Here is a 13,363-nt window from a genome sequence, read left to right as displayed (position 1 = left end):
TAAGGTAAACGGGGCGCAGGTCCCACATCCGCGCCCCGTTTATCCGTCGAACTGGCTGACCACAAAAGCTTCAGGACAATGTGGTCATATTGTTTCACCTGGCCTTACCAGCAGGTGTAACCCCCATCTGCCAGAACGATGGACCCGGTCATCAGGCTGGAAGCATCAGATGCAAGGAACAGGACAACCGATCCGATTTCTTCGGTCAGGCCAAGACGGGCCATCGGGGTGCCGTTGATCCACGCGTCATACATTTCCGGCTTGGATTTTACGAATTCATTGAGCGGGGTTGCGATATAGGTCGGTGCGACTGCATTGACGCGCACACCACGGTTGCCCCATTCGGCCGCCAGCGACTTGGTCAGGTGGTGGACCGCTGCCTTGGAAGCGTTGTAATAGGCCTGTTCCTGCGGCTTATTGACGATAAAGCCAGACATGGAACCGACATTGACGATGACGCCGTTTTTCTTTGCGAGCATCTGCTTGCCGAATTCACGGCAGCACCAGAAGGTGCCGTTCAGGTTGACGTCAATGACATTGAGCCAATGTTCATCGGTGACGGTTTCCGCCGGGGTTTCCGAACGTGCGATACCGGCATTGTTGACCAGGATGTCAACGCCGCCCTGCTTGGCCATCTTTTCGGCACTTGCACGGACCTGATCGGTGTTGGTGACATCCATGATGTCGATATCAGCCGAATAACCTTTGGATTTCAGATAATCGCGGCCTTCTTCGGCAACACCTTCGCTGATGTCACCGATGATGACATGGGCGCCGGCCTCTGCCAGAGCTTCGCAGCAGGACAGGCCGATGGCACGACCGCCGCCAGTGACATAGGCCCGACGGCCCGTAAGATCGAACTTTTTCAGATACATTTTGGACTCACAAGTGGCTTGGTTGGTAAGACGGGATCGCAATGTTTGTGGGACATCGCGATCCGGTTTTTGCACGTATCAGGATTTGGCCAGCGCCAGCCCTTGGGCATCAAAGCGATGGATGCGATCCTGTTCCGGGGTCAGGAAAATCTTGTCATGTTCGCCAAGCGGGATTTCCCCGGTGGCACGGACCGTCATCGGACCGAGACCGTCGGCTTCGACATGAAGATATGTTTCGGCACCAAGGTGTTCGGCGATCTTGACGGTTGCCGGGATTTCACCCTTTTCGGTGCTGATCGCGAAGTGTTCCGGGCGAATGCCGATTTCGTGGCAATCGTATTTTTTGGCAAGCTCCCCGCCCAGGAAGTTCATTTTCGGTGACCCGATAAAGCCCGCGACAAACTTGTTTGTCGGGTTGTTGTAAAGTTCCATCGGCTTGCCGACCTGTTCAACACGGCCCGCCTGAAGGACCACGATCTTGTCGGCCATGGTCATGGCTTCGACCTGATCGTGGGTCACGTAGATCATGGTGGTTTTCAGTTCCTGATGCAGACCGGTGATTTCGAGCCGCATGTTCACACGCAGCGCCGCATCAAGGTTGGACAGCGGTTCGTCAAACAGGAAGGCCGCCGGGTTACGGACAATCGCACGGCCAATGGCAACACGTTGACGTTGACCACCCGAAAGTGCGCCCGGGCGACGTTCAAGATAGTCGGTCAGGTTCAGGATCTTGGCCGCAGACTGGACTTTCTCTTCGATAACTTCCTTGCTTTCACCGGCCATTTTCAGGCCAAAGGCAATGTTGTTATAGACGGTCATATGCGGGTAAAGCGCATAGGACTGAAAGACCATGGACAGGCCGCGTTTGGCCGGGGCCTCGTTGGCGACATCGGTTCCGTTGATCAGGATTTTGCCATCGGTGACGTCTTCAAGGCCTGCAATCAGTCGCAGAAGCGTTGATTTGCCACAGCCCGACGGACCGACGAAAACCACGAATTCACCGTCATTGATATCAAGATCGACACCGGGAATAACATCGAGTGTGCCGAAGGTTTTCTTGACTTTTTCCAGTCGGATAGCACCCATTTTGGTGTTCCTTCTTTCCAGATTGCTATCAGGCTGCGGTTACTTGACCGCGCCGAATGTCAGACCACGAACCAGCTGTTTCTGAGAGAACCAGCCAATCACGAGAATTGGGGCAACCGCGAGCGTCGATGCGGCTGAAAGCTTCGCCCAGAACAGGCCCTCGGGGCTTGAGTAGGAGGCGATGAAAGCTGTCAGCGGGGCTGCATCGGACGTTGTCAGGTTGAGCGTCCAGAAGGCTTCGTTCCATGCCAGAATGATGTTGAGCAGCATGGTCGATGCGATGCCGGGAACCGCCATGGGCAACAGCACAAAGATGATTTCCTTGGGCAGGGTTGCGCCATCCATGCGGGCCGCTTCGAGGATGTCGGTCGGGATTTCCTTGAAGTAGGTGTAGAGCATCCAGACCATGATCGGCAGGTTCATCAAGAACAGAACCATGATCAGACCAAAGCGGGTATCGAGCAGTCCCCAATCGCGGAACACCAGATAGATCGGGACCAGAACGCCGACCGGCGGCATCATCTTGGTCGAGAGCATCCACAGAAGGGCGTCCTTGGTGCGTTTGGTCGGGTTAAAGGCCATTGCCCATGCGCACGTCACGGCAAAGACCAGACCCACTAGGGTGGAGCCGACCGCGAGGATCACCGAGTTCATGGCGAACTTGAAATAGTTCGAGCGTTGCTGGACCTCGGCATAGTTTTCAAGCGTCCAGTCGAACGAGATGAAGCTCGGCGGGATGGAGACCGCTTCGAGTTCGGTCTTGAAGCTGGTCAGCACCATCCAGAAGATCGGGAAGAAGATCAGAAGACCCACGATCCACGCGAAGACCGAGAAGCTGACATAGCCAAGGGGTGTTTGTTTGCTTTCCATGTCGTGCCCCTATTTGTCCAGGTTCTTGCCGATGAGGCGGATCAGGAAGATCGCCACGATATTGGCCAGAATGACCGCGACAATGCCGCCGGCAGATGCGCCACCAACATCGAACTGCAACAGCGCCTGCGTATAAACGAGGAAGGCGATGTTGGTCGTTGCCAAGCCCGGGCCACCACCAGTGGTGACAAAGATCTCGGCAAAGACGGTAAGCAGGAAGATGGTTTCGATCAGAACAACCACCGTGATCGCACGGCTAAGGTGCGGCAGGGTGATATAGAAGAAGATCGCGACCGGACCGGCACCGTCCATCTGGGCGGCTTCTTTTTGATCGCGGTCGAGCGATTGCAGGGCAGTCAACAGGATCAAAACGGCAAAGGGCAACCATTGCCAGGACACCATGATGATGATCGAGGTCAGCGGTGCATTGGTGAACCAGTCAATCGCGGGCAACCCGAACAGGCTGGCGATCCAGGCAAACATGCCTGACACCGGATCCATCAAAAGGTTCTTCCAGACCAGCGCGTTCACGGTCGGCATGATGAAGAACGGTGCAATCACCAGCAGGCGCAAGATACCGCGCCCGAAGATCGGCTGATCCAGCATCAGACCCAGAAGGATGCCACCCACCACCGTGATGACCAGAACAGACCCGACCAGCAAAAGGGTGTTGGTAAGGGACGCGAAGAACGCGGGATCTGTCAGGAAGAATTCGTAGTTAAGTGTACCGATCCACTCTTCCATTCCCGGCGACAACAGGTTGTAGCGCAGGAAGGAGAAGTAAATCGTCATGCCCAGCGGGACGGCCATCCACAAGAACAGGACGATGATCGACGGTGCGGACATGATACGCCCGGTAAGGGTCGAGGCCCGTGTCGACATGATGTGCTCCCCGAAATTGTCGTTTCGATCCTTAGGCCCTGAGCCTAGTCTTTAAGGGAAAAAAAGGGTGGTGTGTTTTGCAACCACCACCCAAGTTTCTCTCAGGTCAAGGAGGTTCAGACCGGACGTCGCATCAAGGGCGGAAGTCCGGTCTGGGTAGTGTATCAGTAGTAACCAGCCTTGCGCATGGTACGATCGGTGCTGGACTGAGCGGCCGAAAGGGCCTCTTCAACACTCATCTGACCTGCAAGGGCTGCGGAGAACTGCTGACCGACCGTGGTGCCGATACCCTGGAATTCAGGGATTGCAGCGAACTGAACACCAACATACGGCTTCGGTTCCAGGGTCGAGTTGATCGGGTCTGCGCTGTCGATCGCCAGAAGGGTCTCGTCTGCGAACGGTGCCGCTTCAAGATATTTCGGGTTCTGATAAAGCGACATACGGGTGCCCGGCGGTACGTTTGCCCAACCTTCTTTGGAGGCAACCAGTTCCAGATAGGCTTTCGAGGTCGCCCAGGAGATGAACTTCTGAGCTGCTTCTACTTTCTGGGAACCCATCGGAATGCCAAGGTTCCAAGCCCAGAGCCAGTTGGCACCGGTGCAGGTTACAGCGCACGGTGCTTCGGTGAAGCCGACCTTGTCTGCAACTTTGGATTCTTTGGGGTTGGTCACGAAGGATGCCGCAACGGTGGCATCAATCCACATGCCGCACTTGCCGGAGTTGAACAGCGAAAGGTTTTCGTTAAAGCCGTTCGAGGTCGCACCGGGAGGACCGTAGTTACCAAGGACGTTGGTGTACATGTCGAGCGCATTTTTCCACTCGGCACTGTCGAAGGTCGGGTTCCAGTTCTCGTCGAACAGGCGTGCACCAAAGGCATTGCCCATGGTGGTGATCAGCGCCATGTTTTCACCCCAGCCGGCCTTGCCACGCAGGCAGATGCCATAGACACCTTCGTCAGGCTTGTGGAGTTTCTTGGCGATTTCAAGGGTCTGGTCCCAGGTCAGGCGGCCGTTGATTTCAATACCGGCAGCTTCGAACAGGTCGGTGCGGTACATCATCATCGAGCTTTCGCCGTAGAACGGTGCAGCATAAAGCTGACCATCGTTGGAAACGGCAGAGCGGATCGCAGGCATCAGGTCATCGACGTCATAGTCGGAACCAAGATTATCAAGCGGTGCGAGCCAGCCTTTTTCAGCCCAGATCGGCACTTCGTAGGTACCAATGGTCATGACGTCATACTGACCGCCTTTGGTGGCGATGTCAGTGGTAACGCGCTGACGCAGGGTGTTTTCCTCAAGCGTGACCCACTCAAGGGAAATGTCAGGATTCTTGGAGGTGAAATCATCCGTCAGCTTCTGCATGCGGATCATGTCACCGTTGTTGACGGTAGCGATGGTCAGTTTCGTTTCGGCATTGGCGTGTGCAACACCGCCTGCCAGCAGCGCACAAAGCGCTACTCCCATTACGCGTTTCATATTTCCTCCCAAAGGACTATTTACCCGCTGAGCAACTTCGGTTGCCCACATTGATCATTTGTTCAGGTAATGAGCATTCACTCAATTTCGCCATTGCTTGTCAAACAAAATCGTTTTTGCGGCGCACAAAGAAACGCCCTGCCGACATGGGTGGCAGGGCGCAGAACTATTTGCTGTGTGGGTGAAAAATGCCGCGTGCTAGCGCAGCAAACTTTCCGCAGTGGCTTCGTCGGTAATCAGCGTTGAAATCAATTGACCACGCATCGCACCGCGAATCGCGGCAACCTTTTTCGCACCCTTGGCGACTGCAATGGTGTTGGTTGCCGGCTGGACGGCGGGCGCGCTGGTCACGCAATGATTGACCGGATGATCGAGGATATTGCCGTCCTGATCAAACGACCAACTGATCACTTCGCCGATGCCGCCACTTTCGCGCAGCGACACCAGCTCGTCTTTCGAGATAAAGCCGTCAATATGCAGCGGTGCATCATCGCCCAGATGCCCGACCCCGATAAAGCGGATGTCGGCCTCGCGCGCGAGTTTGAGGATATTGTCCATCGGGGGCTGTTGCTGCATGCGTTCGCGCATCTGCGGATCGGCAATGATCACCGGGATCGGCAGCGGGTAATGCGGCGCACGGGTGCGGTCGGCAAGATCGGTCACCGCATCATAGAAACTGGCCGCCCCGTCATGGGCGATGGTGCCGACCAGGGAAACGATCTTGTGATGATAGGCATCAATACGCCCGATTTCATCGACCATGGCGCGCATGGCGCGCCCGGTACCGAGTGCGATGATTTTTGGTTCGGTGGAATGCAGCGCACGTTCGAGATAGTTTGCCGCCGCCTGCGCCATGCCAAACATCGCATCGGGTGCCGCCGGATCGGTTGGCACCACATCGCAACCGGCAATGCCATAGGTCTCGCAGATCGCCTTGCCCAGTTCCATGCAGCGCGCGATCGGGTGATCAAGGCGAACCTTTACCAGTCCCTCGCTGACGGCAGCAGACACCAGACGCTGTGCGGTCGGGCGTGACACACCAAGCTTCTGGGCGATTTCATCTTGCGTGTTGCCAGCACAGTAATAAAGCCAGCCAGCGCGGGCAGCTTCATCGAGGCGGGCCGCTTCCTTGCGGGTGCGTTTGACCATCTCATTCCCCGGACTTTTTGATCCGTTGCCAAAAGGCGAACAGGTATTTTTTGATTTTGAAAGTTTGTCTTCTTTTTCCCTAGCGCCTTTTTTTGCCTCTGACCAGCATCTTGCCGGGATATGGAACGACAAAACCCGCCCATGACAGGCGGGTTTTGGTTGAAATCTGTTGCGGATCCAAGGGATCGCTTATTTCTTCGGCAGGAATTCTGCGACCAGTTTTTCGGCAATCTGAACCGCATTCAGGGCCGCCCCCTTACGCAGGTTGTCACCAACGCACCACAGTGACAGGCCATTTGCGACGGTCGGGTCCTTACGCACGCGCGAGACAAAGACATTGTCCTCGCCCTGGACTTCCTGCGGGGTGACATAGCCTTCGTCCTGCCGGTAATCGACAACCGAAACACCGGGGAAGTTTTTCATCGCCTTGCGGGCTTCTTCGACTGTGATCGGTTTTTCGAACTCGATATTGACCGCTTCGCCATGGCCGACAAAGACCGGGACGCGCACGCAGGTGGCGTGGACTGCGATTTCCGGCGCAAGAATTTTGCGGGTCTCGACCGACATTTTCCATTCTTCGCGGGTTGCGCCATCATCCATGAAATTGTCGATATGCGGGATGACGTTAAAGGCGATCTGTTTGGTGAATTCCTCCTTCTTGGGCGGATCATTCACATAGATGCCTTTGGTCTGGTTAAACAGCTCGTCCATGGCGGCACGCCCGGCACCCGACACCGACTGATAGGTCGCAACAACGATACGTTTGATCGTTGCGATGTCATGAAGCGGCTTAAGGGCCAGAACCATCTGAATGGTCGAGCAGTTCGGGTTGGCGATGATGTTCTTTTTGGCGTATCCGGCCAGCGCATCGCCATTGACCTCGGGCACGACCAGCGGAACACCCGGTTCCATGCGCCAATAGCTGGAATTGTCGATGACAACGCAGCCTGCCTCGGCGGCCTTGGGGGCCAGTTTCTTGGCGGTTTCACCACCGGCCGAGAACAGGGCGATATCGGCCTTTGAGAAATCAAAGGTTGCTGCATCAAGAACACTGATCTCGTCATCTTCGCCATAGCCCACGGTGCGTCCGATGGATTTCGACGATGCCAGCGCAAAGATTTCGTCTGCCGGGAATTTGCGTTCGGCAAGGGTGTTAAGCATCTCGCGCCCGACATTTCCGGTCGCGCCAACAACGGCGATTTTGTAGCCCATCAGGGTGCCTCTTTCAGTCTTTTCGGCATGGTGGTCACAATGGTGTCGCAACGGGAAAACCCCGTGCGACAACGGATGACGCAGCGACCATGCCTTTGGGTAATGTCTGATAATCTGCGGCGAGATGTAAGGGTTTCTCGGCGATTGCGCAAGCATGTCGTTGCCAATGTGATCATGATTACTACTTGAGATCGCAGAAAAATCTGGCAGAATTACCAAAGGGGTTCATGTAGCGAACCTGAAATCAGAAACGTTTTGCATCTTGCCAGGTTGATTTCTGAATTTCTGCCTGGTTGGCGTCCAAGCCACCGATGTGACCACCTGACGATCCTCCGGACGGCCAGACAAAACGATCCTGATCACGGGTTCATTACAGATATGCGGTGTTGCCGCATATGGGGCGATCACTAGGACCAGGACCCATTAATTTGGTTTGAATGGTTTACCGGATTTGTGCGGATACGCGGAGGAAAACCGCAGAACGATATACATCCTTCAAGGTTTTACGACAAAGTAGCCCGTGCAAATCCGGTTAATCCGAAGGACAGACGTTATATTTGCAAACTCCGGCGTCAAATCCCTTGCGCGGGATGCCAACCCGCTCTGCGGCATTTTCCTTGGATTTCACAAATATAACGTCTGCCATTCAAATCAAATTAATGGGTCCTGGTCCTATCCCGACTTTTATAAAAAGGACGGCCAATGACGTACCCGATGAGTTTGGATTGGACACAGAAAAAGGTTCTCGATTTCTTTCGGGAACATGTCACGCGCGGGACTTTGGTATTCCGTGTGGATGACAAGCACGAGGTTGTGCTGGGAGATGGATCAGAACCGCGGGCGGGTATGACCGTCCCGGATTGGACCAACACACTTAAAATGGCACTGAGCCCGGACCCGGGCTTTGGCGAGGCCTTTATGCATGGCGGGTTTGACCTTGTGAACTGCGAGATGGAGGACCTGATCAAGGTGCTGCGTCTTAATTTCGAAGGCGGGCATTCGACCAGCGGGTTTGGCAGCTTTATTGAAAAGCTGCAGGCGCTGAAATTCCAGATCGGACAGTTCACGTCGGTCCGGGCCGCCTCACACCGCGTGCGCCATCACTATGATATCGGCAATGATCTTTACACCCGGTTCCTTGATCCGGAGATGCAATATTCATGTGCCTTCTGGGATGATGGGGCCCAGACCCTTGAGGAGGCCCAGCACCGGAAAATGAGCCTGACCACCCAGCGGCTCAAAATCAATGAGCCGGGCCTGCGCGTGGTCGATATCGGTTGTGGCTGGGGCGGGTTAAGCCGCTTTATCCATCGTGAGACCGGGGCAGAGGTGCATGGCATCACGCTTTCGACCGAACAATATAACTGGGCGCAGGAAAAGCGTTCGGAGATGGGCGGCAATATGAAGGCGGGGCTTGATTACCACCTGCTGGATTATCGGCTGTTTGCCGATGCCAATGCCGGGAAGTACGACCGCGTTGTATCGGTCGGCATGTTTGAGCATGTTGGTCGTCATCAGTTCAAAACCTATTTCGAAAAGGTCAGTGAGCTTCTGAAGGCCGGCGGGCGGGCTGTGATCCATACCATCATCAAGCCGCGGGCTGAATTTACATCGCCATGGATTGATAAATATATCTTCCCGGGCGGGTACATTCCGGCGGTGCATGAAGTGATCGAGGCCGCCGAACATGCCAACCTGACGGTAGAGGCCTCAAACTTCCATGCCGGTCGCAACTATGCCCAGACGCTTATTGCGTGGCGTGATCGGTTCCGCAAAGTCACCGATGAACTTGACCCGGAAAAGTACGACGAAGAATTCAAGCGCATGTGGGAGTTTTATCTGGCCGGATGCATCAATGCCTTTGACGCGGGCGAGGGCGGCGGCGGCATGCGGGTCGGCCAGTTCGTCTTTACCAAGCCGGGTTTTGAATATGCCTGAGGATTGCAATGATAGAGGGCGGGGAGCGATGGTTTCCCGCCCTGTTTGTTTTCTGCTTGCTGCTTCCCATATTCAATAAAGAGCCGTGCGACCCTGTTGCGGTGAAATGCACCGCATGACTGCAAATCAAAATCAAAACAAAGAAGATCAAAGACGTGCCTTCAAACCAAGCCACATCGCGTGATGGACCGGCACGACAGATGTGAAAAGCGACATACCGGTCATTCTGTCGGGAGGAAAAGACATGTTTGAAATGATCAACCGGGATGACGCCAATCATCAGACGCAAAAGGATACCGCACCGCATATCGGACGGCCTGAGGACTATGTCCGGGCCCTGGCCGAAATTGAAATGTCGAGCTGCGAACGCGATATGCTGCGTGCGCACACCAAAGCTCCGGGGCGCAAGATTACCGGGCTGAAGCTGGCCGAGACGGTCGGGCATTTCGGATGCCGTATCGGCAATAAGAAGTACGGCCGGCTTGCCGCCAAGATCGCGGCCGCAGCAGACCTTCCGATGTGCAAGAGTGACGTCAGTGATTATCTGGCGGCGATATTCACCCTAGCTGAGGGAACGCAAAGCGATGGTGAGGACTGGACATGGGTGATGCATGACAATGTTGCCCGCGCGCTTGAGGATGCGGGCATCATCTGAAGTCCCAGATTGCTGATTTCATAAATTTCGAATTTTACGGGCGGGTCGTGTAACGTGGGCCGCCCGTGTTTCGTCCTTGTGGGCAGAGGGGAGAATTTCCCCTGTATTCCTCGTGTCACCAAGGAGAATTGCCATGACCCGCTTTGACTTTCATGAAGTCAGCCCGAAACTGTTCCAGGCCCAATTTGACCTTGCCACCAAGCTTGGCGAAAACCCGCTGATTGCACCCGTGCTGCGTGATCTTATTGAATGCCGGGTATCGCAGATCAATGGCTGTGCCTATTGCGTTCGGATGCATTCCGACAGCTTTGCCAAACATGGCGGTGATCCGGTCAAGCTTGCGATGTTGCCGGTTTGGCAGGGTGCCGAAGGGTTTAGCGCGGCAGAGCGTGCGACACTGGCATGGGCCGAATGCCTGACCCGGGCGGAATGCCAAGTCACGATTTCGAAATGCCATCGCGTGCTTCTTGATCATTTCGAGGAAGCCGAGATTTCGGAGCTGACCTGCATCATTGCCACGATGAATGCATGGAACCGGTTGGGCATCGCGCAGCATGAATTTGCATGATCGTCGCAAGCTTCCTGACGGAGGCGTAAAAACCCCTTACAATCGGAGACACACAGCGATACGGGATTTCCCCGTATCGCTTCACGCGTTTGGTGGGACATCTTTGGCAGATCGGATTTTTGAACAACACAGGGCACGGTTGACCGCGTTGGCTTATCGTATGCTGGGTAGTCACGCCGATGCCGAAGATGCGGTTCAGGATGTCTGGTTGCGGTGGCGCAATCAGGATATTGAGACGATCAATGACGCCACCGGCTGGCTTGTCCGGGTGTGCAGCAATATCTGCCTCGATGTTTTGAAATCCGCCCGGCGACAGCGCGAAAACTATGTCGGTCAGTGGTTGCCAGAACCGTGGTTGCCGCCCGAACAACCTAAAGCCGAAACCCAGTTGATCGAGCAGGACGGCCTAGGGCAGGCTTATATGTTGATGCTTGAACGACTTGCCCCGGTGGAGCGGGTAGCACTTGTGCTGCATGAAGTTTTTGATTGGATGCATGACGATATCGCCCCCCTGATCGAACGCACGCCGAACAATACCCGTCAGATCCTGTTCCGCGCCCGGCGCAAGATGCACCGCGACAGTGATCGCGATGCGACGCCCGAACCGAATGCAACGGCCTGTGATCGGGATCGTCTGGATGCGTTTGTCACGGCCATCGGGACGAGTGACGTTGGCCGGTTGCTAGATCTTCTGGCACCTGATGTGATTTTGCATTCCGATGGTGGTGGCAAGGCACTGGCGACCGCCAATCCGCTGTTTGGTGCCGATCATGTGTCGCGGTTCTTTCTTGGTGTCTGGGGCAAGCGCAGCCCGGGCGAGCGCATCTTTGGCGTCACGATCAAGGATCAATGCTGGATCCTTCTGGCCGAGGACGGAGTTGTGGCAACAGCACTCTGCGCGACCGAACGCGACGGAAAGATTGTTGATCTGTTTGTCCATCGGAACCCGGACAAGTTGGCGCTGTTTTCCGACATTCTTGCCGACGCCGTCGAGATTGCCCAATAATGCAAAAAGGCCGGATAACTATCCGGCCTTTTTAATATCGGGATCGCTTGAAACGATCAGACGAGCTTGTCGAGTTCGCTGATCAGCGACTCACCCATAACCGTGGTCGAAACCTTGGCCATGCCCGGCTGCATGATGTCTGCAGTACGCAGGCCGCCCTTAAGGACGTTCTGTACGGCGTCTTCGATCAGGGTGGCATCGTCGCCCATGTCAAACGAATAACGCAGCATCATGGCAAAGGACAGGATGGTTGCCAGCGGGTTGGCGATATCCTGACCGGCGATGTCCGGGGCGGAGCCGTGTACCGGCTCGTAAAGCGCCTTGCGCGCACCGTTTGCATCGGCCGCACCAAGGGATGCAGACGGCAGCATGCCGAGCGATCCGGTTAGCATGGCGGCACAATCGGAAAGAATGTCGCCAAACATGTTGGTGGTGACCATCACGTCAAACTGTTTCGGGTTACGCACGAGCTGCATGGCGGCGTTATCGACGTACATGTGGCTCAGTTCGACTTCCGGGAAGTCCTTGGCAACACGTTCGACAACTTCGCGCCACAGAACGGTGGATTCCAGAACGTTCGCCTTATCGACAGAGCACAGGCGCTTGTTACGTTTCATTGCCATGTCAAAGGCAACGCGCGCGATGCGTTCGACTTCCGGCTCGGAGTAAACAAGGGTGTTGAAGCCGTGACGGACACCGTCGCGTTCTTCGATGCCGCGCGGCTGACCGAAATAGATGCCACCGGTCAGTTCACGCAGGATCATGATATCAAGACCCTTAACGACGTCTTCTTTAAGCGTCGATGCACCAACAAGGGCGTCAAACACCAGTGCCGGACGCAGGTTGGCAAACAGGCCCATTTCCTTACGGATTTTGAGCAAGCCACGTTCCGGTTTGATGTCGAACGGCATGTCGTCCCATTTCGGACCACCAACAGCACCCAGCAGAACAGCGTCGGCGGCCATGGCATCCGCAAGCGTTTCGTCGGTCAGCGGGTTTTTATGGGCATCAATGGATGCGCCGCCGATCAGACCTTCGGTGATTTCGAAATTCACGCTGCGCTTTTTCGCCATCCAATCCATGACGCGCTGAACCTGACGCATGACTTCCGGGCCAATTCCGTCGCCCGGCAGCATCAGTACTTTTTTGGTGGTGCTCATAAATGCTTCCTTCCCAGATTTTTGGGGCCGCTCACCCCGTTTTTGCAATTACAGCGACAGCCAGGGCTGCGATGCAGCGCGCTTGGCTTCGAAATCGTTGATGGCATCGGCCTTCTGCAGGGTCAGGCCAATGTCGTCGAGGCCATTCAGCAGGCAATGCTTGCGGAATTCTTCGACTTCAAACTTGATGCAGCCGCCGTCCGGACCGGTGATTTCCTGATTTTCAAGATCAACGGTGACGGTGGCATTGGCACCGCGTTCGGCGTCGGCCATCAGCTTGTCGACATCTTCCTGTGGCAGACGAATCGGAAGGATGCCGTTCTTAAAGCAGTTGTTATAGAAAATGTCGGCAAAGCTTGGTGCGATCACGCAGCGAATGCCGAAATCAAGCAGCGACCAGGGCGCGTGTTCTCGCGACGAGCCACAGCCGAAATTGTCACCCGATACAAGGATCTTGGCATTGCGATAGGCCGGTTTGTTCAGAACG

13 protein-coding genes are annotated in these 13,363 nt (G+C 55.4%); 4 read left to right on the top strand and 9 right to left on the bottom strand.

Annotated elements, in window-relative coordinates:
• Nucleotides 1-104 precede the first annotated feature (104 nt).
• The 7 genes from B3Z49_RS08365 to B3Z49_RS08335 form a co-directional block, all read right to left on the bottom strand.
• Nucleotides 105-875 (bottom strand): SDR family NAD(P)-dependent oxidoreductase, encoded by a 771-nt coding sequence (locus B3Z49_RS08365; protein WP_287444840.1) that lies wholly within the window; start codon nucleotides 873-875, stop codon nucleotides 105-107.
• Between the two features lie 78 nt (nucleotides 876-953).
• Complete coding sequence (locus B3Z49_RS08360) at nucleotides 954-1,961, bottom strand: ABC transporter ATP-binding protein (RefSeq protein ID WP_008889798.1); 1,008 nt, start codon at nucleotides 1,959-1,961, stop codon at nucleotides 954-956.
• Nucleotides 1,962-2,000: 39 nt separating this feature from the next.
• On the bottom strand, nucleotides 2,001-2,831 hold the full coding sequence (locus B3Z49_RS08355; protein ID WP_008889799.1) for a carbohydrate ABC transporter permease: 831 nt from the start codon (nucleotides 2,829-2,831) through the stop codon (nucleotides 2,001-2,003).
• A 9-nt stretch (nucleotides 2,832-2,840) separates the two neighbouring features.
• The gene (locus tag B3Z49_RS08350; protein ID WP_064788747.1) at nucleotides 2,841-3,713 is read right to left on the bottom strand and encodes a carbohydrate ABC transporter permease; all 873 of its coding nucleotides are present in this window, start codon (nucleotides 3,711-3,713) and stop codon (nucleotides 2,841-2,843) included.
• Nucleotides 3,714-3,877: 164 nt separating this feature from the next.
• Entirely contained in the window at nucleotides 3,878-5,188 is a 1,311-nt protein-coding gene (locus B3Z49_RS08345) for an ABC transporter substrate-binding protein (RefSeq protein ID WP_040823061.1), read from the bottom strand.
• 198 nt (nucleotides 5,189-5,386) lie between these two features.
• Entirely contained in the window at nucleotides 5,387-6,337 is a 951-nt protein-coding gene (locus B3Z49_RS08340; protein ID WP_063089203.1) for a sugar-binding transcriptional regulator, read from the bottom strand.
• A gap of 189 nt (nucleotides 6,338-6,526) precedes the next feature.
• Complete coding sequence (locus tag B3Z49_RS08335) at nucleotides 6,527-7,549, bottom strand: aspartate-semialdehyde dehydrogenase (protein WP_063089365.1); 1,023 nt, start codon at nucleotides 7,547-7,549, stop codon at nucleotides 6,527-6,529.
• A 714-nt stretch (nucleotides 7,550-8,263) separates the two neighbouring features.
• On the opposite strand from B3Z49_RS08335, the gene B3Z49_RS08330 reads away from it, so the two are divergent.
• The 4 genes from B3Z49_RS08330 (at nucleotide 8,264) to sigJ (ending at nucleotide 11,716) form a co-directional block, all read left to right on the top strand.
• The gene (locus B3Z49_RS08330) at nucleotides 8,264-9,487 is read left to right on the top strand and encodes an SAM-dependent methyltransferase (RefSeq protein ID WP_296989863.1); all 1,224 of its coding nucleotides are present in this window, start codon (nucleotides 8,264-8,266) and stop codon (nucleotides 9,485-9,487) included.
• Between the two features lie 244 nt (nucleotides 9,488-9,731).
• Nucleotides 9,732-10,142, top strand: a complete 411-nt coding sequence (locus B3Z49_RS08325; protein WP_296989860.1) for a hypothetical protein — start codon at nucleotides 9,732-9,734, stop codon at nucleotides 10,140-10,142.
• Nucleotides 10,143-10,275: 133 nt separating this feature from the next.
• Complete coding sequence (locus tag B3Z49_RS08320) at nucleotides 10,276-10,710, top strand: carboxymuconolactone decarboxylase family protein (RefSeq protein WP_296989857.1); 435 nt, start codon at nucleotides 10,276-10,278, stop codon at nucleotides 10,708-10,710.
• Entirely contained in the window at nucleotides 10,703-11,716 is a 1,014-nt protein-coding gene (gene sigJ, locus B3Z49_RS08315; RefSeq protein WP_296989875.1) for an RNA polymerase sigma factor SigJ, read from the top strand. The genes B3Z49_RS08320 and sigJ overlap by 8 nt, the downstream gene beginning before the upstream one ends.
• 56 nt (nucleotides 11,717-11,772) lie before the next feature.
• Here the strand turns inward: sigJ and leuB are convergent, their stop codons facing one another.
• Together leuB and leuD are read right to left on the bottom strand one after the other, a co-directional pair.
• On the bottom strand, nucleotides 11,773-12,876 hold the full coding sequence (leuB, locus tag B3Z49_RS08310; RefSeq protein ID WP_008889808.1) for a 3-isopropylmalate dehydrogenase: 1,104 nt from the start codon (nucleotides 12,874-12,876) through the stop codon (nucleotides 11,773-11,775).
• Between the two features lie 48 nt (nucleotides 12,877-12,924).
• Nucleotides 12,925-13,363 (bottom strand): 3-isopropylmalate dehydratase small subunit (leuD, locus tag B3Z49_RS08305; protein WP_296989853.1); only part of this gene is annotated, 439 nt, incomplete at its 5' end.

Origin of the sequence: Thalassospira sp. UBA1131, from assembly GCF_002311515.1 — a bacterium.
GTDB lineage: Bacteria > Pseudomonadota > Alphaproteobacteria > Rhodospirillales > Thalassospiraceae > Thalassospira.
The sequence above is the reverse complement of the archived record's forward strand: the minus strand, read 5'-3'. Positions and strand labels throughout refer to the sequence as shown.

Bases quoted from the DNA above. Each gene is read 5' to 3' on its own strand.
- B3Z49_RS08335 (WP_063089365.1), bottom strand. From the start codon at position 7,549: ATGGGCTACAAAATCGCCGTTGTTGGCGCGACCGGAAATGTCGGGCGC.
- B3Z49_RS08345 (WP_040823061.1), bottom strand. From the start codon at position 5,188: ATGAAACGCGTAATGGGAGTAGCGCTTTGTGCGCTGCTGGCAGGCGGT.
- B3Z49_RS08320 (WP_296989857.1), top strand. From the start codon at position 10,276: ATGACCCGCTTTGACTTTCATGAAGTCAGCCCGAAACTGTTCCAGGCC.
- leuB (WP_008889808.1), bottom strand. From the start codon at position 12,876: ATGAGCACCACCAAAAAAGTACTGATGCTGCCGGGCGACGGAATTGGC.
- B3Z49_RS08350 (WP_064788747.1), bottom strand. From the start codon at position 3,713: ATGTCGACACGGGCCTCGACCCTTACCGGGCGTATCATGTCCGCACCG.
- B3Z49_RS08360 (WP_008889798.1), bottom strand. From the start codon at position 1,961: ATGGGTGCTATCCGACTGGAAAAAGTCAAGAAAACCTTCGGCACACTC.
- B3Z49_RS08340 (WP_063089203.1), bottom strand. From the start codon at position 6,337: ATGGTCAAACGCACCCGCAAGGAAGCGGCCCGCCTCGATGAAGCTGCC.
- B3Z49_RS08355 (WP_008889799.1), bottom strand. From the start codon at position 2,831: ATGGAAAGCAAACAAACACCCCTTGGCTATGTCAGCTTCTCGGTCTTC.
- B3Z49_RS08325 (WP_296989860.1), top strand. From the start codon at position 9,732: ATGTTTGAAATGATCAACCGGGATGACGCCAATCATCAGACGCAAAAG.
- B3Z49_RS08365 (WP_287444840.1), bottom strand. From the start codon at position 875: ATGTATCTGAAAAAGTTCGATCTTACGGGCCGTCGGGCCTATGTCACT.
- B3Z49_RS08330 (WP_296989863.1), top strand. From the start codon at position 8,264: ATGAGTTTGGATTGGACACAGAAAAAGGTTCTCGATTTCTTTCGGGAA.